Annotated in this window: 16 protein-coding genes; 9 read left to right on the top strand and 7 right to left on the bottom strand. The window is 70.8% G+C overall.

Annotation, left to right across the window (positions count from 1 at the left end; all coding sequences use genetic code 11):
- Window positions 1–67: 67 nt before the first annotated feature.
- From metH to ND450_RS02605, 3 genes are all read left to right on the top strand, one after another.
- Window positions 68–3,640, top strand: a complete 3,573-nt coding sequence (gene metH / locus ND450_RS02615; RefSeq protein WP_253324558.1) for a methionine synthase — start codon at window positions 68–70, stop codon at window positions 3,638–3,640.
- Window positions 3,641–3,766: 126 nt separating this feature from the next.
- Window positions 3,767–4,801, top strand: a complete 1,035-nt coding sequence (locus tag ND450_RS02610; RefSeq protein ID WP_253324557.1) for a sugar ABC transporter substrate-binding protein — start codon at window positions 3,767–3,769, stop codon at window positions 4,799–4,801.
- Window positions 4,798–6,720: a bifunctional diguanylate cyclase/phosphodiesterase gene (locus ND450_RS02605; protein ID WP_253324556.1), complete on the top strand. Its 1,923-nt coding sequence runs from the start codon at window positions 4,798–4,800 to the stop codon at window positions 6,718–6,720. Before ND450_RS02610 ends, ND450_RS02605 begins: the two co-directional genes overlap by 4 nt.
- On the opposite strand, the gene ND450_RS02600 is transcribed toward ND450_RS02605, so the two are convergent.
- On the bottom strand, window positions 6,711–7,646 hold the full coding sequence (locus tag ND450_RS02600; protein WP_253324555.1) for a phosphotransferase: 936 nt from the start codon (window positions 7,644–7,646) through the stop codon (window positions 6,711–6,713). The two genes, ND450_RS02605 and ND450_RS02600, sit on opposite strands and share 10 nt — an antisense overlap.
- 54 nt (window positions 7,647–7,700) lie before the next feature.
- Here ND450_RS02600 and ND450_RS02595 point away from each other — a divergent pair, with 54 nt between their 5' ends.
- From ND450_RS02595 to ND450_RS02575, 5 genes are all read left to right on the top strand, one after another.
- Window positions 7,701–8,135 carry an NUDIX domain-containing protein gene (locus ND450_RS02595; RefSeq protein ID WP_253324554.1) on the top strand — a complete coding sequence of 145 codons (435 nt, stop codon included), beginning with the start codon at window positions 7,701–7,703 and terminating at the stop codon, window positions 8,133–8,135.
- 282 nt (window positions 8,136–8,417) lie between these two features.
- Entirely contained in the window at window positions 8,418–9,305 is an 888-nt protein-coding gene (locus tag ND450_RS02590) for an AraC family transcriptional regulator (protein WP_253324553.1), read from the top strand.
- A 21-nt stretch (window positions 9,306–9,326) separates the two neighbouring features.
- Window positions 9,327–11,138, top strand: a complete 1,812-nt coding sequence (locus ND450_RS02585; protein WP_305885202.1) for an FAD-dependent monooxygenase — start codon at window positions 9,327–9,329, stop codon at window positions 11,136–11,138.
- A complete protein-coding gene (locus tag ND450_RS02580) occupies window positions 11,135–12,139 on the top strand; it encodes a maleylacetate reductase (RefSeq protein ID WP_253324552.1) in 1,005 nt (334 codons plus the stop codon). Before ND450_RS02585 ends, ND450_RS02580 begins: the two co-directional genes overlap by 4 nt.
- Window positions 12,136–13,011 carry a dioxygenase gene (locus ND450_RS02575; protein WP_253324551.1) on the top strand — a complete coding sequence of 292 codons (876 nt, stop codon included), beginning with the start codon at window positions 12,136–12,138 and terminating at the stop codon, window positions 13,009–13,011. Before ND450_RS02580 ends, ND450_RS02575 begins: the two co-directional genes overlap by 4 nt.
- On the opposite strand, the gene ND450_RS02570 is transcribed toward ND450_RS02575, so the two are convergent.
- The 3 genes from ND450_RS02570 to ND450_RS02560 all read right to left on the bottom strand — a co-directional run bounded on the left by ND450_RS02570 (window position 13,005) and on the right by ND450_RS02560 (window position 17,839).
- The gene (locus ND450_RS02570) at window positions 13,005–16,016 is read right to left on the bottom strand and encodes an amidohydrolase family protein (RefSeq protein ID WP_253324550.1); all 3,012 of its coding nucleotides are present in this window, start codon (window positions 16,014–16,016) and stop codon (window positions 13,005–13,007) included. The genes ND450_RS02575 and ND450_RS02570 overlap by 7 nt on opposite strands.
- A gap of 106 nt (window positions 16,017–16,122) precedes the next feature.
- Complete coding sequence (locus tag ND450_RS02565) at window positions 16,123–17,376, bottom strand: PIN-like domain-containing protein (RefSeq protein ID WP_253324549.1); 1,254 nt, start codon at window positions 17,374–17,376, stop codon at window positions 16,123–16,125.
- 73 nt (window positions 17,377–17,449) lie between these two features.
- A complete protein-coding gene (locus ND450_RS02560; protein WP_253324548.1) occupies window positions 17,450–17,839 on the bottom strand; it encodes a hypothetical protein in 390 nt (129 codons plus the stop codon).
- 191 nt (window positions 17,840–18,030) lie between these two features.
- Here ND450_RS02560 and ND450_RS02555 point away from each other — a divergent pair, with 191 nt between their 5' ends.
- Window positions 18,031–19,185, top strand: coding sequence for a metallophosphoesterase (locus ND450_RS02555; RefSeq protein ID WP_253324547.1), 1,155 nt, complete (start codon window positions 18,031–18,033; stop codon window positions 19,183–19,185).
- Here ND450_RS02555 and ND450_RS02550 read toward each other — a convergent pair.
- From ND450_RS02550 to ND450_RS02540, 3 genes are all read right to left on the bottom strand, one after another.
- On the bottom strand, window positions 19,172–19,702 hold the full coding sequence (locus tag ND450_RS02550; protein WP_253324546.1) for a histidine phosphatase family protein: 531 nt from the start codon (window positions 19,700–19,702) through the stop codon (window positions 19,172–19,174). The genes ND450_RS02555 and ND450_RS02550 overlap by 14 nt on opposite strands.
- Window positions 19,699–20,613: a hypothetical protein gene (locus ND450_RS02545; protein ID WP_253324545.1), complete on the bottom strand. Its 915-nt coding sequence runs from the start codon at window positions 20,611–20,613 to the stop codon at window positions 19,699–19,701. Before ND450_RS02545 ends, ND450_RS02550 begins: the two co-directional genes overlap by 4 nt.
- A gap of 556 nt (window positions 20,614–21,169) precedes the next feature.
- On the bottom strand, window positions 21,170–22,354 hold the full coding sequence (locus tag ND450_RS02540) for an MFS transporter (protein WP_253324544.1): 1,185 nt from the start codon (window positions 22,352–22,354) through the stop codon (window positions 21,170–21,172).
- Window positions 22,355–22,395 lie beyond the last annotated feature (41 nt).

Here is a 22,395-nt window from a genome sequence, read left to right as displayed (position 1 = left end):
ACGCCTGCCACGCTCGGCTTCGTTCCACCACGAACAAAGGGCGCTTCCGACGTCTTCGGGAGCGCGCGTGAGTGGACTCAAGTCCCTGCTGGACCAGCGGATCGCTGTGCTGGACGGCGCCTGGGGCACGATGTTCCAGCAGGCGAAGCTCTCCCCGTCCGACTACTACGGCGACGAGTACGAAGGCCACGTGCCCGACGTCGCGGGTGACCCGGACCTGCTCAACCTGACCCGCCCCGACCTGGTGCTCGACGTGCACCGGCAGTACCTCGCGGCGGGGGCGGACATCACGACCACCAACACGTTCACCGCCACGTCGATCGGCCAGGCCGACTACGGGCTGGAGAGCCGCGTCCGCGAGATGAACCTCGCCGGCGCGCGCCTCGCCCGCCAGGCCGCCGACGAGTTCGGCGGGAAGTTCGTGGCGGGCTCGGTCGGCCCGCTCAACGTCACGCTCAGCCTGTCGCCCAAGGTCGAGGACCCCGCGTTCCGCGCCGTCACGTTCGAGCAGGTCAAGGCCTCCTACGCGGAGCAGATCTCGGCGTTGCACGAGGGTGGCGTCGACCTGCTGCTGATCGAGACGATCTTCGACACGCTGAACTGCAAGGCCGCCATCGCCGCGGCCCGCGAGGTCGCTCCCGACCTGCCGCTGTGGATCTCCGTGACGATCGTCGACCTGTCCGGCCGCACGCTGTCGGGCCAGACCGTCGAGGCGTTCTGGGACTCGATCGCGCACGCCGAGCCGCTCGTCGTCGGCGTCAACTGCTCGCTGGGCGCCGAGGAGATGCGCCCGCACGTCACAGACCTGGCGCGGCTCGCGGACACCTACGTCGCCTGCCACCCCAACGCCGGCCTGCCCAACGCCTTCGGCGGCTACGACCAGACCCCGGACGAGACCGCCGCCCTGCTGAAGGACTTCGCGGGCAAGGGCATCGTCAACGTCGTCGGCGGCTGCTGCGGCACCTCCCCCGCGCACATCAAGGCCATCGCGGACGCCGTGAAGGGCGAGACGAAGCGAGACGTGGTGCAGCCACGCCACACCACCCGCTACAGCGGCCTGGAGACGTTCGAGATCGGCCCGGACACCGGGTTCGTGATGATCGGCGAGCGCACCAACGTCACGGGCTCCGCCAAGTTCCGCCGGCTCATCGAGGCCGACGACCACAACGCCGCGCTCACGGTGGCACTCGACCAGGTGCGCGGCGGCGCGAACCTGCTCGACGTCAACATGGACGCCGACCTGCTCGACGGCGAGCAGGCGATGACGACGTTCCTGAACCTCATCGCGACCGAACCGGAGATCGCCCGCATCCCGGTGATGATCGACAGCTCCCGCTGGACCGTGCTGGAGGCCGGGCTGCGGTGCGTGCAGGGCAAGGGCGTGGTCAACTCGATCAGCCTCAAGGAGGGCGAGGAGTCCTTCCTGCGGCAGGCCCGCACGATCCGCGACTACGGCGCCGGTGTCGTCGTGATGGCGTTCGACGAGCAGGGCCAGGCCGACACGACCGACCGCAAGGTCGAGATCTGCGCCCGCGCCTACGACCTGCTCACCCAGCAGGCCGGGTTCCCCGCCGAGGACATCATCTTCGACCCGAACGTGCTCGCGGTCGCCACCGGCATCGAGGAGCACAACGGCTACGCCAAGGCCTTCATCGACGCCCTGCCGCGGATCAAGGAGCGATGTCCCGGGGTTCGCATCAGCGGCGGCATCTCGAACCTGTCGTTCTCCTTCCGCGGCAACGACGTCGTCCGCGAGGCCATGCACTCGGCGTTCCTGTTCCACGCCGTCAAGGCGGGCCTCGACATGGGCATCGTCAACGCGGGCCAGCTCGTCGTCTACCAGGACATCCAGCCCGAGCTGCTGGAACTGGTCGAGGACGTCATCTTCGACCGGCGCGAGGACGCGACCGACCGCCTCGTCGCGCACGCCGAGACCGTCAAGGGCCCCGGCCAGAAGCGGGTCGTCGACCTGTCGTGGCGCGAGGCGCCGGTCGCCAAGCGGCTGGAGCACGCGATCCTGCACGGCGTCGTCGACTTCGTCGAGGAGGACACCGAGGAGGCCCGCCAGGCCCTCCCCCGGCCCCTCGACGTCATCGAGGGCCCGCTGATGGACGGCATGAAGGTCGTCGGCGACCTGTTCGGCGCGGGCAAGATGTTCCTTCCCCAGGTCGTGAAGAGCGCCCGCGTGATGAAGCGCGCGGTCGCGTACCTGGAGCCGTTCATGGACGCCGAGCCGAAGGCCACGGCGGGCGGCAACGGCAAGGTCGTGCTCGCCACGGTCAAGGGCGACGTCCACGACATCGGCAAGAACATCGTCGGCGTCGTGCTGGGCTGCAACAACTACGAGGTGATCGACCTCGGCGTGATGGTCCCCGCCGCCAAGATCCTCGACACGGCCATCAAGGAGCACGCCGACGTCATCGGCCTGTCCGGGCTGATCACGCCGTCCCTGGACGAGATGGTCTCGGTCGCCGAGGAGATGCAGCGCCGCGGCCTGAAGCTGCCGCTGCTGATCGGTGGCGCGACGACCTCGCGCCAGCACACCGCCGTGAAGATCGCCCCGGTCTTCGACGAGCCGGTCGTCCACGTCCTCGACGCCTCCCGGGTCGTCGGCGTCGTGTCCGACCTGCTCGACGACCGTCGGTCGCACGAACTGGACCGCACCAACCGCACCGAGCAGGCCCGGCTCCGCGAACAGCACGAGAACCGCAAGTCGGTGCCGTTGCTGAAGCTCGACGTCGCGCGCGCGAACTCGGAAAAGGTCGACTTCTCCGAATTGCCTACACCGGCATTCACCGGAACGCGCGTGCTGACGCCTTCTCTGGCCGAACTGCGCGAGTTCATCGACTGGACGTTCCTGTTCCTCGCCTGGGAACTCAAAGGCAAGTTCCCGGCGATCCTGGACCAGCCCGTGGCGCGCGAACTCTACGACGACGCGACGGCGTTGCTCGACGAAATCGTCGCCGGAGAGCTGTTCGAGGCGAAGGGCGTTTACGGATACTGGCCCGCGCATTCCGACGGCGACGACATCCTGCTCGACAACGGCGTGCGCATTCCGATGCTGCGCCAGCAGACGCAGAAGCCGCTGTCGCGCCCGAACCGCTGCCTCTCCGACTACGTGGCGCCCGAGGGCGACCACATCGGCGGGTTCGCGGTGACGATCCTCGGCGCCGAGAAGCTCGCCGCGAAGTACGAGGCGCTCAACGACGACTACCGCGCCATCATGGTGAAGGCGCTGGCGGACAGGCTCGCCGAGGCCTTCGCCGAGTGGATCCACTTGCGGGCGCGGCGCGACTGGTTCGAGCCGGACGCCCAGCCGGAACTGGCCGACCTGCACGCCGAGAAGTTCCGCGGGATCCGCCCCGCGCTCGGTTATCCGGCCTGCCCCGACCACACGGTGAAGCGGGAGTTGTTCGACCTGCTGGGCGCGGAGGAGATCGGGGTCGGGCTCACCGAATCGTTCGCGATGAACCCGGCGGCCAGTGTCAGCGGCCTGATCTTCCAGCACCCCGAGGCGAAGTACTTCACGGTGGGGCGCCTCGGCCGCGACCAGGTCGAGGACTACGCGAACCGGTACGGCAAGCCGCTCACGGAGGTCGAGCAGTGGCTGCGGCCGAACCTCGGGTACGAGCCCGCCTGACGGTTTCCGCTCGCTGAAAGCGCTTGCCGGTGGCGGTGGCCCTCGTCCCGGTTCGGCACCACGCGCTGTAGCATCGGCCGATCTGGAGATCGATCACCCGTAGGTCGAACGAGCCCGAGGTCGTCAATGCGCGCTGCGGCACTGGTGCTGGGTCTGGTGCTGCTGGCAGGCTGTGGTGGTGCTGCCCGGTCCGAGGCGTTGCCGCACGTCGGTTTCGTGGTCAAGCGCACGGGTGGCTCCTTCGCCCAGGAGATGACCAGCGGTTTCCACGAGGGCGTCGGCCGCATCGGCGGGGTCAGCGCGACGGTCACGGGTCCACCCGGCCAGGACGGGCACAAGGAAGTCGAGTTGTTCCGGGATTTGACGCTCGCAGCGAATGGCGGAATCGCCGTGGCGACCTCCGAGCCGGCGCTGATGGCGCCGTCCATCGGTGAGGCGCTCGCCCGGCACGTCGCCGTCATCGGGGTCGACATGCGCCTCACCGCGAGTTCCGGCGTCAAACTCCACATCGGTAACGACAACTACGAACTCGGCGAAAAACTGGCTGACGAGTTGATGCGCCGATTGCCGTCGGACGCGACCGGAACGGTTGTGTTGGGAAACACAGTTCCGGGACTCGCCGGGTTCGACGACCGGGCGGACGGAATCCGCGGTCGATTCGCCGAAAAGCTACCGGGAGTAGTGGTGCTGGGGCCGTTCGACACCCAACGTGACGACGCCGCGAATCGGGACGCGTGGAGACGACTCGTCGCGGCGAATCCCGACGCCCTCGCGTTCGTTGGTACGGGCGACTGCGACGGGGTCAGCCTCGCCGCGCTGAGGACCGAGAAGTCGGCGAGGTGGCTGGTGGGCGGGTTCGGGGTCGACCCGAGGACGTTGCAGGCGGTGCGGGACGGCGCGATGGTCGCGACGGTCTCGCCCGAGCACTACCTCAAGGGCGCCGTCGCGGGCTGGCTGCTCGCACGGCACGCGAAGGGCGGCGCGGCGCTGCCGCAGGGCTGGGTCGAGACGCCCGGGCTCACGGTGACCACCGCGAACCTGGACGCGATCCTGCACCGGCAGGAGTCGGAGAAGGCCCGCAGGGACTTCTTCCAGCCTCAGATCGACAGCTTCGTCGAAGATCCGGCGAGCTGGGTGCGACCGTTGGAGCAGGCACGGTGAAGTTCGGGGAGGGCCGCGCCACCGCACGGGTGGCGACGGTGGGGCTGACGGCCGGACTGCTGGTCCTGGCGGGACTGGCGCTGTGGAGCAGCGTCGACGCGCGGGCCACGACCGCGCACGTGCGGCAGGTCAACGAGATCAGCGAGCGGTGGTCCCGCGTGCTGGAGCACATCATCGTCTCCGACAACGCGCTGCGCGACCTGCAGGTCGCGCGGACCGAGCAGACCGTCCAACCGCTCGCGAACTCGCTCGGCTCCGCGCGCGCCGAGCTCGAGTGGCTGCGCACCGAGGCCACCCCGTCCGACGCGGCCGTGGCCACGCGCCTGTTGCCGCTCTACGACCAGACGACGGACCTCCTGCGCAAGGTCGTCGCCGGCACCGACCCGCTGCAGGCGGACCAGGCGGGGCTGGCGCACTCGTCGCTGCGGCGCCAGATCACCGCGGCGATCAGCGCGAAGCGCCTCGACAACAACGAGTACCTGCGCGCGGCCGACGAGCGCAACGCACGGCTGCGGATCGCGCAGATCGTGGTGTTCGTGCTGGACGCGGCGCTCGTGGCGGTGTTCGGCATGGTGCTGCTCGGCCAGCGCCGCATGATCCTGCGCCAGGCCGCCAAGAACGAGCACGAGGCGCACCACGACGCCCTGACCGGCCTCGCGAACCGGACGCTGCTCGCGCGGCGGATGGAGGTGGCCGTCGACAAGGCGCGCAAGAAGGACGAGCCGCTGGCGTTGCTGATCGTGGACCTCGACAGGTTCAAGGAGGTCAACGACTCCCTCGGGCACCACACCGGCGACCTGCTGCTGCGCCAGGTCGCGAACCGCCTGTCGTGGGCGGTGCGCGACACGGACCTGGTGGCCCGGCTGGGCGGCGACGAGTTCGCCGTGCTGCTGCCCGGCGTCGGCTCGGCGGAGAACGCGACGATGGTCGCGGAGAAGATCCTCCAGGCGCTCGCGATGCCGGTGACGCTGGAGGGCCTGGAGCTCGAGATAGCGGGCAGCGTCGGCGTGGCGCTGTGCCCGGCGGACTCGGGCGACGGTCACGAACTGCTGCGGCACGCGGACATCGCGATGTACGCGGCCAAGCGCGAGAAGTCCGGCGTGGCCGTGTACGACGCCCGCCTGCACGAGCGGGGCGCCGCGCACCTGACGGCCGTCACGGAGCTGCGGCACGCGATCGACCGCGGTGAGCTGTTCCTGCAGTACCAGCCCAAGGCGCTGGCGAACACGGGCGCGGTGTGCGGCGTGGAGGCGCTGGCCCGCTGGCAGCACCCGACACGCGGTCTGGTGCGCCCCGACGAGTTCATCCCGGTCGCCGAGGAGAACGGCCTCATCGAGCCGCTGACCCGGTACGTGATCGACGCGGCGCTGCGCCAGTGCCGCACCTGGTCGGACGCGGGCTGGGAGGTGCCGGTGTCGGTGAACGTGGGCGCGGCCTGCCTGCACCACACCGAGTTCCCCGGCGACGTGGCCGACCTGATCAAGCGCCACGGCCTGCCCGCCCGGCTGCTGACGCTGGAGATCACCGAGAGCGCCATCATCTCGGACCCGGAACGCGCGGTGGAGGTGCTGCGCGGCCTGACGGACCTGGGCGTGCGGCTCTCGATCGACGACTTCGGCACCGGCTACTCGTCGATCTCGTACCTGCGCAGCATGCGGGTGCACGAGATGAAGCTCGACCGGTCGTTCGTCACGCACATGTGCACCGACGCCGGCGATTCGGCGATCGTGCACGCCCTGGTGGCGCTGGCCCGCAACTTCGGGCTGCAGGCCGTGGCGGAGGGCGTGGAGGACCAGGACACCTGGACGGCGCTGGCCGAGGCCGGGTGCGACGTGGTGCAGGGGTACTTCCTCAGCGAGCCGCTGCCCGCCGAGGAAGTCGTGTCCTGGCTCGGGGATCGGGCCGCGGCTCACGCGTAGACGTCGGTGTCCCGCCACTGGTCGATGAACGGCTGCATGAAGTCGACCATGGCGGGCAACTGGTCCGCGACCGACAGGTACGCGATGACCCGGATGGCGCCGACCACGTTGACGAACCGGAGCACCTCCCCGTCGAGCTCGCGCAACCCGTTCTTGCGAGCGCCCCGGTTGTAGGCGGCTTCGTACTCCGGGCCGAGGCCACCCAGGTCCCACTCGACCGGCCCGTACGTGATCAGCTCGAAGTCGGAGAACAACGGGCCTTTCGTGCTCGCGAAGATGTTGGCGGGCGGCGAGTCCCCGTGGATCGGCTGAAGGCCGATGCTCGGAAACCTCTCCCGGAACGCGGCCTCGGAACTCACGAGCGGCTCCAGGACCTCCCACTCGGCGCGCGCCCTGCGGAGGTCCTCGGGCGTGACGATGTCCAGGCCTTCGAGCCGTTCAAGGCCCTCGCGCACGAACCGGGGTTCGGCCGACGACAGGAAGTCGAGCTCGCCGGGGTAGTCCTCCAGCGCCTTGTGCAGGTCCGCGGTGAGCTCGGAGTTCCTGACGTAGTCGGGTTCCTGCGACCTGTCCTCGTCGGTGAACGGCCAGAACGTGATGGAGAAACCGTCCCGCCGCACCGGTTCGCGGGGCACGAGGGTGCTCGGCGGGATCACCGGGGTGCCCTGGTCGTGCAGCCACTGCGCGACGTCGAGCTCCTGCTGCTGGCGCCGGGCCAGCGACTCGGGGGTCGTGGTGTGCGGCAGGACGGTCGGGACGCGCGCCACGACCGGCGAGGGCGCGAGGTGCACGACGACGGAGAACAGTTCGTAGAGGACCGCGCCCTCACCGATCTCCAGGCCGAGCTCACGACCCGCTGCCACAGCGGCCTCTTTGGCCGCCTCGGTGCGCGCGGCGATGTCTTCCGGGGTCGCGAAGGCTGTCATGGCACGATCGTGTCACGACGGCCGGGCCGATCGCAGATCATTTACGGTGGCCCCATGGCCGACCGCCACCTGATCGACGTCCACGTCATGCTCGTCCGCGACGACGAGGTGCTGCTCAGCCGCCGCCGCGACACCGACCCCCGCTTCGACGGCCGGTGGCACCTGCCGTCCGGCAAGCTCGACGCGGGTGAGTCGGTGCTCGCCGCCGCCGCGCGCGAGGCGCTGGAAGAGATCGGCGTGGTGATCGAGCACGCCGACCTGCGGCACGTGCACACGGTGCACGCCAACGGGTCCGGGGTGGAGCCGCGGCTCGGGCTGTACTTCGAGGTGCGGCGGTGGAGCGGCGAGCCGGTGAACCGCGAGCCGGAGAAGTGCTCGGAGCTGGGGTGGTTCGGGGTGGAGGCGTTGCCGGCGGACATCATCGGGTACTCGGCGGCGGGGATCGCGGGGCACCTGGCCGGGGAGTCGCTGGGCGTGCTCGGCTGGTAGGCGCCGGTTCTGGCGGTGGCACGCGACGCGGGAGCGCGCTCCGCGGGAGCGCTCCGCTTTCACGCGGGCCGCCCGCCACACCGCACCGACCCGGCAGACGGCGACCGCCAGCCGCACCGCGCACGTCCGGCACAGCGGACCCGCCCGCCTCCTCACACCCGCCGGGCACACGCACCGCCGCCACACCGGACCCGCCCGCCGCACCGCCACCCAGCCACACCACGCCCGCCCGGCACAACGCACCCGCCCGCCACACCTCCGCCGCCGGGTTACCGTGAACGGATGGCACTCGTGCACCCACCCGGCCTCACCAGGTTCCGGACGCACGACCTGCCCGGCGCCCGCAGGCTCGCCGGGTGGGAGGAGCACAACGCCCGCGCCCTGGTGGGGCTGCGGGTCGAGGCCGACCGGCCGTTCGAGGGCACCGAGGTCAACCTGGCGCTCCCCCGCCTGCACGTGGCACGCGTCAGCGGGTCGCCGCACGCCGTCGAACGCGGCGTCCGGCAGATCGCCGAGCACCCCGCGGACGGGGTGGTCGTCTACTTCATGCTCGCCGGCGAGAGCCGCCTCGAGCACCGGGGCGGCAGTGAGCTGGTCGTCCCCGGCCAGGCCCTGGTGCTGGACGGCGACCGGCCGTTCCGCCGCGAGTTCTCCACCGGGCTGACCGAGCTCGTGCTCAAGGCGCCGCGGCGTGGTCCGGTGCGGCCGCGCACCTTCGGCTTCCGGGATGACGCCCATGCACGGGCGTTGGTGGCGGCGCTGGCGGGTGCGTTGCGCGGGCCTGCCGACTGGGAGGGGCTCGAACGCACCGCCACGGCGTTGCTGGACGCGGTGCTGGGCACCCGCTCCCCCAGCGCGGACCTGGCCGCCGCCCACGCCTTCATCGAGGCCCACCTGCACGAGCAGGAGTTGTGCGCGCAGCGGATCGCCGAGGCCGTCGGGTACTCGGACCGCCACCTGTCGCGGCTGTTCGCGAAGTCGGGGCAGAGCGTGCCGCAGGCGATCCTGAACGCACGGCTCGACGCGGCACGGCGGCTGCTCGGCGAGCCGATCCCGTTGGCCGAGGTGGCCGCGCGGACCGGGTTCGTGTCGCAGGCGCACTTCTCGCGCACCTACCGGGCGCGGTTCGGCACCACTCCCCGGCAGGACCGGGCGGCGTTGCGGTCCTGAGTTTTTGCCTGTTTCCGCCACATGCGCACGCGCGCCCCTCCCGGCACCGGAGCGGCTGTCACGGTGTCCGGCATGGTGACGATCGTCGAGACCGATGTGGTGATCATCGGGTCGGGCCCGGCCGGGGCCTCCGCAGCGCTGTTCCTGTCCACCCTGGGCGTTCCGAACATCATGATCACCAAGTACCGGTGGACCGCGAACACCCCTCGCGCGCACATCACCAACCAGCGCACGATGGAGATCCTCCGCGACGTCGGTGTCGAGGACCAGGTGCTCGCCGAAGCCACGCCGCACCACCTGATCGGCGACACGGTGTTCTGCACCTCGATCACCGGCGAGGAGATCGGCCGCATCCTCACGTGGGGCAACCACCCGGCGCGGCACGCCGACCACGTGCTCGCGTCGCCGTCGCTCAACTGCGACATCCCGCAGAACTACCTGGAGCCGATCCTCGTCCGCAACGCCACCGAGCGGGGCACGCGCACGCAGTTCAGCACCGAGTACCTGGGCCACGAGCAGGACTCCGACGGCGTGACCGTGCGGGTGCTCGACCGGCTGACCGGGTCCGAGTACCAGATCCGGGCGAAGTACCTGATCGGCGCGGACGGCGCGCGGTCCGCGGTGGCCGCCGACGTGGGCCTGCCGTACGAGGGGCGGATGGACGTCGCCGGGTCCATGAACATCACGTTCAAGGCCGACCTCTCCGACCTCACGCGGCACCGCCCGTCGGTGCTGTACTGGGTGATCCAGCCGGGCGCGAACGTCGGCGGGATCGGCGCCGGGCTCGTGCGGATGGTCCGGCCGTGGAACGAGTGGCTGATCGTGTGGGGCTTCGACCTCGCCCAGGGCGTGCCCGAGGTGACCGAGGACGACGCGCTGCGGATCGTCCGCAACCTCGTCGGTGACCCGGCGCTCGACGCCGAGATCACCGGGATCTCGTTGTGGGGCAACAACGACATGTACGCGACACGCCTGCACCGCGGCCGGGTGTTCTGCGCAGGGGACGCCGTGCACCGGCACCCGCCGAGCAACGGGCTCGGCTCCAACACCTCGATCCAGGACTCGTACAACCTGGCTTGGAAGCTCGCGGCGGTCCTCAACGGACAGGCGGGGCCGCAGCTGCTGGAGACCTATTCCGACGAACGCGCGCCCGTGGCACGGCAGATCGTCACGCGGGCGAACAGGTCCGCGCGCGAGTTCGGTGCGTTGTTCGAGGCGCTCGGGCTCGACGCCTCGCAGTCCGCCGCCGAGATGGACGCGCGGATCGAGGAGCGCAAGGCAGGCGGCCTCGCGGGTGCGGCCAAGCGCGCGGCGGTGCGCGAAGCGATGGAGTTGAAGAACTACGAGTTCAACGCGCACGGCGTGGAGATGGGCCAGTCCTACGCTTCCAGCGCCGTGATCCCGGACGGGACGGAACGCCCGGCACCGCAACGGGATCCGGAGCTGTACTACGAACCGTCGACCTGGCCGGGAGCACGACTGCCGCACGCGTGGGTCGGCGACAGCAGGACCAAGGTCTCGACCCACGACCTGGTGCCGTACGGGCAGTTCACGCTGCTGACGGGGATCACCGGCGAGCCGTGGGCCGACGCGGCGCAGAAGGTGGCCGACCGGCTCGGCGTGCCGCTGCGGACCGTCGTCATCGGCCCCGGACGCGAGGTCACCGACCTCTACTTCGACTGGTCGCGACTGTCCGGTGTGGACGAGGACGGCGCGGTGCTGGTGCGGCCGGACAAGCACGTCGCCTGGCGCGGCACCACCCTGCCGGCCGACCCCGAGGCCGAACTGATGTCCGTCCTGACGACGGTGCTGAGCCGAGAGGAGAGCGCGTGACCTCCCGTTTCGAGCACGTCACGCTCGGCCAGCGGGTGCGGTTCGGCACCGGCACGGCTGCGGACGACCTGGCGGCGGAGGTGGAGCGCCTCGGTGCGCAGCGGGTGCTGCTGGTCTCCAGGAGGCCCACCGCGGTGACGGCGAAGATCGACGTTGCCGCCCACTGCACCGACGTGGCGCCGCACGTGCCGGTGGAGAACGCCGAACGGGCCCGTGCGCTGGCCGCGGAGTCCGGCGCGGACCTGCTGGTGAGCGTCGGGGGCGGCTCCACGACCGGGCTGGCCAAGGCGGTCGCGCTGACCACCGGGCTGCCGATCGTCGCCGTGCCCACGACGTACGCCGGTTCGGAGGCGACGAACGTGTGGGGACTGACCGAGGCGTCCCGCAAGACCACCGGCGTCGACGACCGGGTGCTGCCCGCGACCGTCGTCTACGACACCGAGCTGACGGCGTCGATGCCGCGGGACCTGGCCGTCGCCTCGGGCTGCAACGCGCTGGCGCACTGCGTGGACTCGACGTGGGCACCGCGCGCCGACCCGATCAACCAGGCGCTGGCGCTGGAAGGCGTGCGCGCGCTGAGCCGCGGCCTGCGCCGGATCGGCGACGCCGAGGGCCGGGAGTTCATGCTCCACGGCACCTACCTGGCCGCCGTGGCGTTCGCGTCGGCGGGTTCCGGCCTGCACCACAAGATCTGCCACGTGCTGGGCGGCGCCTACGACCTCCCGCACGCCGCCACGCACACGGCGATCCTGCCGCACGTGCTGGCGTTCAACGCCTCCGCGGTTCCCGGGGCGGCCGCCAGGATCACGGAGGCGCTGGGTGGCGAGCTCATCGACCTGTACGACGAAATCGGTGCCTCACATGAACTCCGTGGTGTGCCCGACGTCCACGAGGCAGCCCGTCTCGTGCTGCCCTCCGTGCCCCCGTCGAACCCCCGCCCCGTCACCGAGGACGACCTGATCTCCCTGCTCACCGCTGCCCAGAAGGGGCTTGTCGCATGACCTCCCAGCACCGCATCGAGGAACAGCTCACCGAGGAGGTCATCGCGTCGTTCGCGCGCACCGGGGACCCGCGGCTCAAGGAGCTGATGGAGGCGCTCACCCGGCACCTGCACGCGTTCATCCGCGAGACCCGCCTGACCGAGGCCGAGTGGACGCGGGCGATCGAGTTCCTGACCGCCGTCGGGCACATCACCGACGAGAGGCGGCAGGAGTTCATCCTGCTGTCGGACGTGCTGGGCGCGTCGATGCAGACCATCGCGGTGAACAACGAGGCCTACGAGAACGCCACGGAGGCAACGGTCTTCGGCCCGTTCTTCGTGGAGGAGTCGCCGGAGGTGGGCCTCGGCGGGGACATCTCCGGCGGCGCGTCCGGAACCCCCTGCTGGGTCGAGGGAACCGTCCGCGACACGGCGGGCGACCCGGTGCCGGGCGCGCGGATCGAGGTCTGGGAGGCCGACGAGGACGGCTTCTACGACGTGCAGTACTCCGACGCGCGCGTGGCGGGCCGCGGCCACCTGTTCTCCGGCGAGAACGGGGAGTTCTCCTTCTGGGGCACGACCCCGACGCCGTACCCGATCCCGCACGACGGCCCGGTCGGCGCGTTGCTCGACGCCGTCGGCCGCTCCCCCGTCCGCGCCGCCCACCTGCACTTCATGGTGTCCGCTCGAGGTTTCCGCACGCTCGTCACCCACATCTTCGTGGAGGGCGACCCGCAGCTGGAGATCGGCGACTCGGTGTTCGGGGTCAAGGAGTCGCTCGTCAAGCGGTTCGAGGAGCAACCGGCGGGGGCGCCGGCGCCGGACGGGAGGGCCCTCGGCGACAAGCCGTGGGCGCGCTCCCGTTTCGACATCGTGCTGGCACCCGCTCAGTGATCGCAGCAGACCCGCTCGGCCCACTCCGGTTCGTGCCACCAGTGCCGGTTCTCCGCTGAAGCCGCCGCCGGCAGCACGGCGGTGTGGGCGGCGAGCACCTGCTGGTCGCGGTACGGCGCGAGCAGGTCCGGGATCTCGTGGACGCGCCCGCCGACCGCGACCAGTTCGACGGCGGCCGCCGCCTTGATGTCGGCCAGCGGGTTGCCGCGCACGAACGCGATGTCGGCCGGTGCGCCCGGCTTGATCGCGCCGAGCGGGAGCCCCAGCCACCTGGCCGGGTTGCGGGTCGCGGTGATCAGCGCCTCCCTCGGTGTGAAGCCGAACTCGACCAGGGCGCGCAGGTTCGTGTGGGTCGCGGTGGCCGGGCTGTCGAGCGGCGCGTCGGTGCCGGTGATGACGAACCCGCCGCCGCGGTGGACCTCCAGGGCGAACTCGACCCAGCCGCGCAGGATCTCGAGCGACGACGTGCCGGCGGGGGTCCTCTGGTTGTCGGCGTCGGTGACGAAGCGCTCGTACTCCCACGGCGGGTAGAGCACGCGGGTGCGTTCGTCGGTGACGATCGACTTGTCCTTGGCGTACAAGGCCCTGGACTGGAAGAGCGTGGGTGTGATGGACATGCCGGAGGCGGTGAAGAGCGCGATCACGTCCTGGTAGGCGCGGCCGACGCGGGTGACGGTGTGGGAGTAGCCGAGGCGGTTCGTGGCGCCGACGTGTTCCATGCCGTCCATGCCGAGGTTCGCGGCCGGGTAGAGGTAGTGCGACGACAGCGGCACCCGGGACCGTTGCACGGCAGCGCGTTGCAGCTCCACGGGCAGGCGCACGTAGGTCTTGATCAGGTCGTAGTCCAGCTCGTGGGCACGGCGCAGTTCGAGGTCGAGCTGGGCCTTGCCGAGCGTCGGGCGCATGAAGTTGTAGTAGACGCGGGAGCCGTCGACGGCCTCGCCGGTGGCGTAGAACCGCGGCCCCACCAGGGTTCCGGCCGCCAGGGCCTCGCGGGTCTCGACCATCTGGTAGACCGGGTCGCCGGGTGAACGGACGGTCGTGATGCCGTAGGCGAGCCACGCCAGGCCCTGCCGCGCGCCCCACTGACGGCCACGCAAATGCCAGTGGTTGTGCGCGTCGATCAGGCCGGGGATGGCGGTCAGGGCACCGGCGTCGACGTCGGCCTTCCCGCGCTGCGGGCGGATCTCGCTGACCTTGCCGTCCTCCAGGACGAGGTCGACGTTCCGCTTGAGCTCGTGCGCCTCGCCGTCCCAGTACGCGCCGACGCGGACCACCTTGCGCCCCGGCGCTTTCGGCCTGCGCCACGTCAGGTCGTGCCGGATCGTCGTGACCCGTCCATCCAGTGTGGACTTCCGGATGCGGCCGTTGTTCAGGTACACCAACGAGTCGTTGCCGCTCCACGCCAGCGAGTCGGTGACCTCACGGGTGACCTGGCGGGGTTCGGCGAGGAACGTGCCCTTCGCGTCGACCGGGACGACGAACGCGACGCTCTCCACCACGAACGCGATGTGCCTGCCGTCCGGCGACCACACCGGACCGTCGTCGCCGCGCGTCGCGATCGACCGGAACGGCAGCGGTTCGGTGTAGGTCAGCGTGCCGCCGACGAGGTCGACGAACAGCAACTGGCTGGTGCCTTCGCGGAACCGGCGCGAGAACGGCTTCACCGCGGCCAGCGCCACCGTCTTGCCGTCCTGGGACCAGGTCGGCCTGCCCGGCTGGAACAGGGTCGGCGTGACCTGGCGCAGTCCGGCGGGGTCGGCGATCCAGGCCTGGCCGTCCTGGTCGAGGTAGGCGACCTTCGTGCCGTCCGGGGAGAACCTCGGTGTGGTCTGCGCGTGCGGTGCGGGCGCGAACGCCTTGTCCTCGCCCGTTTTCAGGTCGCGGACGTACAGCTGCGCGATGCCGCCGCGGTCGCTGGCGTAGAGCAGTTCCCTACCGTCCGGCGAGAAGTCCGGGTCGGAGTCGAAGTACGCGTTGTCGGTCAGCTGCACCGCTTTCCCGCCGCTCAGCACGTAGAGGGCGTTGAGGGCGCGGAACGCGATCTTCGTCCCGTCCGGGGACACGACCGGGCTCGCGATGCCCTTCACCGGACCACCGGTGAGGTTCTTCGTGCGGTGCGGCCGCCGGGTGGTGCGCACGGGGACCGTTGCCTCGAAGGGGATGTCCCGGACAGCACCGCCGGTGCGCGACCGGAGCTTGCCGTCGGCGGTGTAGAGGACCGTGTCACCGTTCCAGAGCGGCGCGAACCCGAACACGTCCTCGTTCGCCGTGATCGCGGTCGTACCGAGGACCAGTTCCGCCTGGCCGGGCTTGATCCGCGTGTAGCTCGGCTGGTCACCGGGCCCGAACGCGGCGCCGAAGAACTGCGTGCCCGCCGGCGCCGTGACGAGCCGTTCGCGCTCACCGTCCACCGAGACCACGTCCACCGCCGCGTTGCCGACGGTGAAGATGATCCGCTTGCCGTCACCCGACCACTGCGGCGCCGCGGCCTCGTCCGGCACGCCGGTGAGCTGCGTGATCTTGCCGCTGGACAGCTCCAGCACGTGCACGCCGTAGCTGCCCGCCCGGTCGCTGACGAACGCGAGGTGCTTGCCGTCCGGCGAGAAGGCGGGCTCGCGGTGGTCGTACTTCCCCGAAGTCAGCTGCCTCAGCCCGCGTCCGTCGAGGCCGATCACGTACAGGTGGTAGTTGCCGTCCCGATAGGACTGGAAGGCGATCTGGCCGCCGGGCCCGAACGACGGCAGCGTGGCGTCCTGCAGCTCGTCGGTGAGCTTGCGCGCCTCGCCGCCACTCGCCGGTAACACCCAGATGGCGGTGACGAGGTCGATGGCGAGCCACCTGCCGTCCCGCGACCGCGACACCGAGATGTTGGTGCCCTGCGTCAGTTTCACGCGCTCGCCGGACTCCGCCGCGGCGGTGCCGATCGTGAGCGCGGACGCGGTGGTGGCGACGGCGGCGGCCTGGCCGGTGCGGGTCAGCAGTTCGCGGCGCGACAGTTCCATGGCGGCACACTCCCCAGTGTCGATCCCCTAGGAGATCCACCCTGGCACCGCGAAATTCGCGCACAGCCGCCATTCGGACCAGCACCCACCTGGTGGGACGCCCGTCTCAGGACCGCGCGAGCGCGTCCAGCAACGGCGGCACCTCGTCGGGCACGCTGAAGTACGAGGTCTTGACCCCGTCGGGATAGCGGGCGACGAAGATCTGCGGAACGCCCGCCGGGATCAGCCCCCTGGCCTGCAGGCTCGCCGTCAGCCGGCGGTACGGGCGGGTGAAGCCGCGCAGCATGCGGTCGTCCGCGTAGTCGCCCAGCGCGTACACCTCCTCGCGGCTGACCCGGCCGCGCCGGTCCGGGGTGGCGAGCCGGAGCGCCTCCGCCTGCACCGGGGCCTGTTCGTCGAGCTGGTCCAGCAGCGCGGACAACGCTTCCAGCGTCCACTCCGCGGTCGGTTCCTCGGCGGCGTCCTCGTCCTCGGCGACCCGGCCCGCGTCGGCGGACGAGTCCTGGTCCACGTCCACCTCCAGCACGGACGCGCGGGCCAGCAGGTCGGTCGGCCGCATGAGGAACAGCCGGCGGCCGGTGAGGTCGCTGTACTCCAGGGACAGTTCGGGGCGCGGGCCGATGAACTCCGCGCCCTGCCGCCACCACCAGTCCTCCTTCTCGTCCCGGGTGACGATGAGCAGGTCGCGTTCCTTCTCCTGCGCGTAGCGGGTGGCCTGGTACCAGACGAGGTAGTCGCCCGCGCCGCCGTCGGCCGAGTCGTCCTCCTGCTTGCCGGCGTCCTTGTAGCCCGGCGGGATCTCGGCGTCGATGCGCCGGTTGGCCTCGGCGACGCAGTCCACGTGCTCGTCCTCGGCCAGCGGCGCGGTGACCCGGCCGCGCAGGAGCTCTTCCAGCTGTTCGAGGATCGGGTCGCCGGTGCGGTCCGCGTCGGCGTGCGCGAGGACCTGCTGGAGCTTCTGCTGCAGGCCGTTCACGAGCTCGTTCACCTGACCGGTGAGCTCGGCGAGCTCGCTGTTGTTGACGCCCACGGCCTTGGCCCACGTGGCGAGGCAGTCGTTCATGGACCGGGCCGACTTGGCGAGGGCGTCGGTCGCGGCCTTCGTGGCGCCGCGCGGGCTTCCCTGCGCCCGCTGGCGGTGCCGCCAGAACTCGCGCAACGCCTGGTGCGGCACGACGAGCCGGTCTCCCAGGCTGGTGAAGGTCTTGATCAGGTCGCTCGACGTCTGCGGGCTGAACCTGTACAGGTCCAGCAGCACGTTCGCGTCGACGGCGACCACCGCCTCCCGCAACGCCCCGTCGAGCTCCTCGGGCGAGGCGATCTTGTATCCGGCGAACTCCCCGTCGTACAAGCCGTTCATGCCGGAATGATCGTGCCCGTGCCATCGGCCCGTTAGCGATATGTGGGCCGTTCATTCGAACGGCCCACCCGGCCTACAGAGCCAGCGCGTCCTCGATGCGGGCCACCATCGCGTCCTCGGCGTCGACGACGACACCGTCGGCCTCGGCGACCTCGCGGCAGATCGCCAGCACGGCGCGCGGGAAGTCCTTGGCGTCCTCCGGCGACTTGGCCGCGAGGACCTTCATCGAGGAGCGCAGCGCCTCCAGGATGACGGGCTCGATCTCCTCGTCGGTGCCGGCGGGCACGGACGGGCGGGCCGCGCCCATCACGCCGCGCAGGTCGGGCGACAGGTGCGTGAGCGCGCGCAGGCCGGCGAAGCGTTCCTCCAGCACGGGGCCGGGGTCGGCGTGGGAGACCAGCAGCATCGCGCCGTACACGGCGGTGCGCAGCGTGCGGCTCTCCTCGTCGGTGTAGAAGATCATGTCGCTCACTCTAGGTCGTCGGGTCAGCCGGTTGTTCCGGTGTTGTTAAGAGGACTCCCGAGCGCTCGCGCGGTTGCTCCCCGACTGGGAGAACGCCTGTGACGGAGGTCTATCGGGGCCGAAGCGAACAAACTGGGTGGTTTGTGCGTTGAGATGGATTGAGACTTCCCGGCCCAGGAGGATGCAGGCACATGACGACCACCGCTACCCGGCCCCGCGTCACGGTTCGGCGGGTGGTGTTCACGCTCGTCCTCCTCACCGTGACGACGCTGCTGTTCTGGGTGCCGTTCGAGGGGCTCTTCGCCGCCAGTGCGGAGTGGCCCGACCCGGTGCGGCCGATCGCCGCGGTCGTGTTCGCCGCCGCGGCCATCACGATGATCTTGCTGTTCACGCAGCGCGGCAGCGACCGAGCGGCGCGGATCTCGCAGTTCCTGCTCGGCTTCGTGTGGATCGCGTTCGTGTGGACGCTGATCTCCGACGTCGTCCGGCTGGGCATGGCGCTCGCGGGCGTCGAGAACCCGTTCCGCTCCCGTTTCATCGCCGTGCTGCTCGCGGTCCTCATCGTCACCGTGACGGTGTACGGCGTGTACGAGGCCATGCGTGTGCCGCGGATCAAGCGGCAGGACGTGACCCTCCCGAGGCTCGACCCGGCGTTCGACGGCCTGACCGTCGCCGTCATCACCGACACGCACTACGGCGCCATCAACCGCGCCAAGTGGTCGCGCGGCATGGTCGACGCCGTCAACGGCCTCAACGCCGACGTCGCCGTGCACGTCGGTGACATCGCGGACGGCACCGCCGAGCAGCGCCTCGAGCAGGCCACGCCGCTCGGCGACGTCAACACGCCGCACCGCTTCTACATCACCGGCAACCACGAGTACTACTCGAACGGCCAGGGCTGGGTCGACCTCATGACCCGCCTCGGCTGGAAGGCGCTGCGCAACGAGCACGAGACGCTCGAACGCGGAGGCGCCAAGCTCGTGTTCGCGGGGACCGACGACATCACGGCGAGCCACTCCGGCGAGCCCGGCCACGCCGCGGACCTCGGCCACGCCCTGCGCGGCGCCGAGCCCACCGCGCCGGTCGTGCTGCTCGCGCACCAGCCGTCGGAGATCCGCAAGGCCGTCGAGGCGGGCGTGGACCTGCAGCTGTCCGGGCACACGCACGGCGGGCAGATCTGGCCGTTCCACTACCTGGTGCGGCTGCAGCAGCCGGTGGTCGCGGGCCTGTCGAGGCACAGCGACCGCACCCAGCTCTACACGAGCCGCGGCTCCGGCTTCTGGGGCCCGCCGATGCGCGTCTTCGCGCCGAGCGAGATCACGCTGCTCACTCTCAAGTCGAGCTGAGATGACCGCTGTCGTTGAACCTGATCAGGCGGGGTGACTCGCCGGTCGTGTAGCGGATGACCGTGAGGGCCGCGTTGTCGTGGTTCAGCGTCAGCCAGCTCTCGGGCGGGGCGTCGAGCGCGTCCCGCACGAGCCAGCTGATCAGGAACGCGTGCGTCACGACCAGCACCGGGCCGTCGCCGGGGCGCGCGAACCGCGTCTCGGCCTCGTGCGCGAGTGCCGGTCCGCGCGTGCGTTCCGACTCGGGGAACCGGTCGAAGAACTCGTCGTGGTCGGGGACGAAGTGCGGCACGTAGTCGTCCGCCGCCGCCTCGACCCGGCAGGGCACGCGCAGCACGCCGGCGATGATCGCCGCGGTCTCGGCGGCACGCGCCGCCGGTCCGTGGTGCACGGCCGCGAAACCCTTGTCCCGCAACCGTTCCGCGACCGCCTCGGCCTGCTTGCGGCCGCGCGCCGTCAGCCGGGACTCGTCCTTCGTCGCTTCGCCGTGGCGGACCAGGTGCAGTTCTCTCGTCACGCCGTGCAGTCTGCCTTGACCGCGCTGGCGGCGTGATGGGCGTAGGTCGGTCCGGAGCCGTTCCAGTCCTGACCTCGGCTGAGCAGCTGGACGGTCAGGTTTCCGCTGGCCTTGAACTTCCCGGCGACGACCCACTGGCCGCGCTTGTCGACCTGCTTGATCGCGAACGACGCCATCGGGGTGCCGCCGACACCGTTGCGGTCGAACACGTAGTACACGGTCGGGTTACCCCCGACCTGTTCCAGGCTGCCGTTCGGCACGTGCACGGAGACCTCGCACGTGCCGGTGACCGCGAACGTCCACATGCCGTAGGCCGTGGCGTCGTCACGGCGGGCGTCACCCGACATCGGGATCGACACGAACGACGTGCCGCACCGGCCGTCGCCGTGGTCGACCCAGCCCTTGCGGCCGTCGCGGTACGCACCGACGCTGGTGTAGCCGCCGCAGCCGGGCCCCGTCGTGAACGACTTGGTGCCGCCGGGGGCCCTGCCCGTGTCCCCGGCGGGCGGGGGCACGGCGTTCTGCGTGCTCGTGGGCATCAGGCCCAGGGCGGACGAGGCCAGCGTCGGGTCGAGGCTGTTCGACGCGGACTCCTCGGGCAGTTCCTCCGGCGGGGTGATCAGGCCGGGGACGTAGCTGTGCGAGGGCTGCGCGACGTTCGTGTTCCCCTCACCCGAGCCGCCGTCGAACGTCACCACCGCGACCGTCGCCAGCACGAGCAGCGCGGCGATCGCGGCGATGGCCGCGGTGCGCGGCTTGATCGGGCCGCCCGGCGGCTTCTCCTCCGGCGCGCGCTGGTCGCCGGCCGCGGCCCAGCGCGCGGCTCCCCTGGCGCGGGCTGCCTGCATCAACGCCGGGTCGGGCGCGAAGTGGCGCTCGGTCGGTGGTTCGTCGGGGAACTGGGTGGGCACGGAGCGCAGTGTGCCAGGAGCACAGGGCCACTCGAACGTGTGGTTCTTTCACGATCGGGTCGTTTGCCCTCAACAGAACACACACCGCGACTGTCAACGGCTCATTTCGTCCACACAGCGTCATTTTCGGTGGTCCGGACGGGCGCCGATAACTGACTCGTGAGTCAGGCTAAGCACCGTCCCGCACCTGCGGGCACCGGTCGTGGGAGCGCGCACACCCCGATCTTGTGCCGGTCCCCCGTGTCACGAGGAGGAAACACCTGCGGAACGCCTTGGTATCGCGGCGCTTCCGGGCGGCGGAACCGGCGTGTCGACGTCGTCGCACCACGCGGTCCCACCGGTCAGAACGGTGGTGGCCAAGCCGTCCTCGGGTGCCCGCCATGCCCTGCACCAGACCGGCCGTCGTGCTGCTCGCCGCCCTCGTGGCGGGCTGCGGCACGGCGATCCCCGGTTCCCCCGCCCGTGGAGAGGTTCGGCAACCCGGCGGGCACCTTCGGCTTCGGCTTCGAGACCGTGAAGGGGATCTTCTACCTCGGCGCCGACGAGACGCCGGGGATCACCGCCTCGACGGTGCGGTGAGCCTGCCCGCGACCAGCAGCAGCACCAGCCCGCACACGCACATCGCCAGGCTGAAGCCGTAGACCCAGCGGAAACCCAGTCCCTGTGAGACGCCGAGCAACGCGCCCGCGACCATGCCGCCGACGATCTGGGTGTTGCTGAACATCGTCGTCGCGTGGCCGGGCCGGCCGGGGTCGAGGCCCTGGAAGTACGTGATGCCGACGCCCATGATCAGCGAGATGACCGCGGCGTGCAGGACCTGCGCGGCCATGACGTGCCAGACGGAGTCGGTGAACAGCATCAGACCGTGGTAGCTCAACGAGATCGCCGCGCCGATGACCACGAGCCGGTGCTGCGACGTGCGGTTCGCCAGCGAGCCGAACCACAGCATCATCGGGATCTCCAGCGCCGCGCACAGACCCATCGCGAGCCCGGCGTCCCCGGCCGTGCCGCGCAGTTCGGTCGTGATGAACAGCGGCAGGCCGCTCACCGCGAGTGCCACAGCCCCTTGCAGGAACAGGAAAGCCGCCGACACGACCACCATGTTGCCGCGCGCGGGCCCCGCCGCCTCTTCCTCCTCCGCAGCCTCATCTTCGTTCCGGGCGGGAGGAACCGGGAGCGCGAGGGCGAGGGCGGCGACCCCGAGCTGGAGGATCGCGGTGGAGGCGAAGAGGCCGACCCACCCGGTCTTCGCGACGAGCAGCGCGGCCACCGGCGGTCCGGCGACCCACGCGACCGACAGCAGCGTGCGCAGGACGCTCACGACCATCGAGGGTCCCCGGGAGACCTGGCGGCCGTACGCGAAGAGCTGCGGCAGCAACGCCCCCGTGAGCGCGATGAACACCACGGACGTCCCGAGCAGGAACCAGTAGTCGCGCAGCACGGCGAACAGGCCGTACCCGACCGCGCCCGCGACACCGCCCGCTGCGAGCAGGTACCGGCGCTGCACCCGGCCGTCCGAGAGCCTGCCCATGACCGTGCTCGCCACGACCTGCGCGAGCGGGCTCACGATCAGGAAGAAGCCGAGCTGGAACGGCGAGACCTTGATCTCCTGCGTCAGGAACAAGGAGCCGAACGGCAGGGCGAACGCCATCGACACGCCGGAAACGACGCTGATGACGGAGAGTTGGAGGAACGTACGGGACAGGAGCGGCGAGGATCTTCTCTCGCTGAGTGCCGTCACCCGTTCATCGTGCGCGTTGACCCGTGAATCAGGAAACTCGA

Source organism: Lentzea sp. HUAS12 (assembly GCF_024125735.1).
In the GTDB taxonomy this organism is placed as follows: Bacteria; Actinomycetota; Actinomycetes; order Mycobacteriales; family Pseudonocardiaceae; genus Lentzea; species Lentzea albida.
The sequence above is the reverse complement of the archived record's forward strand: the minus strand, read 5'-3'. Positions and strand labels throughout refer to the sequence as shown.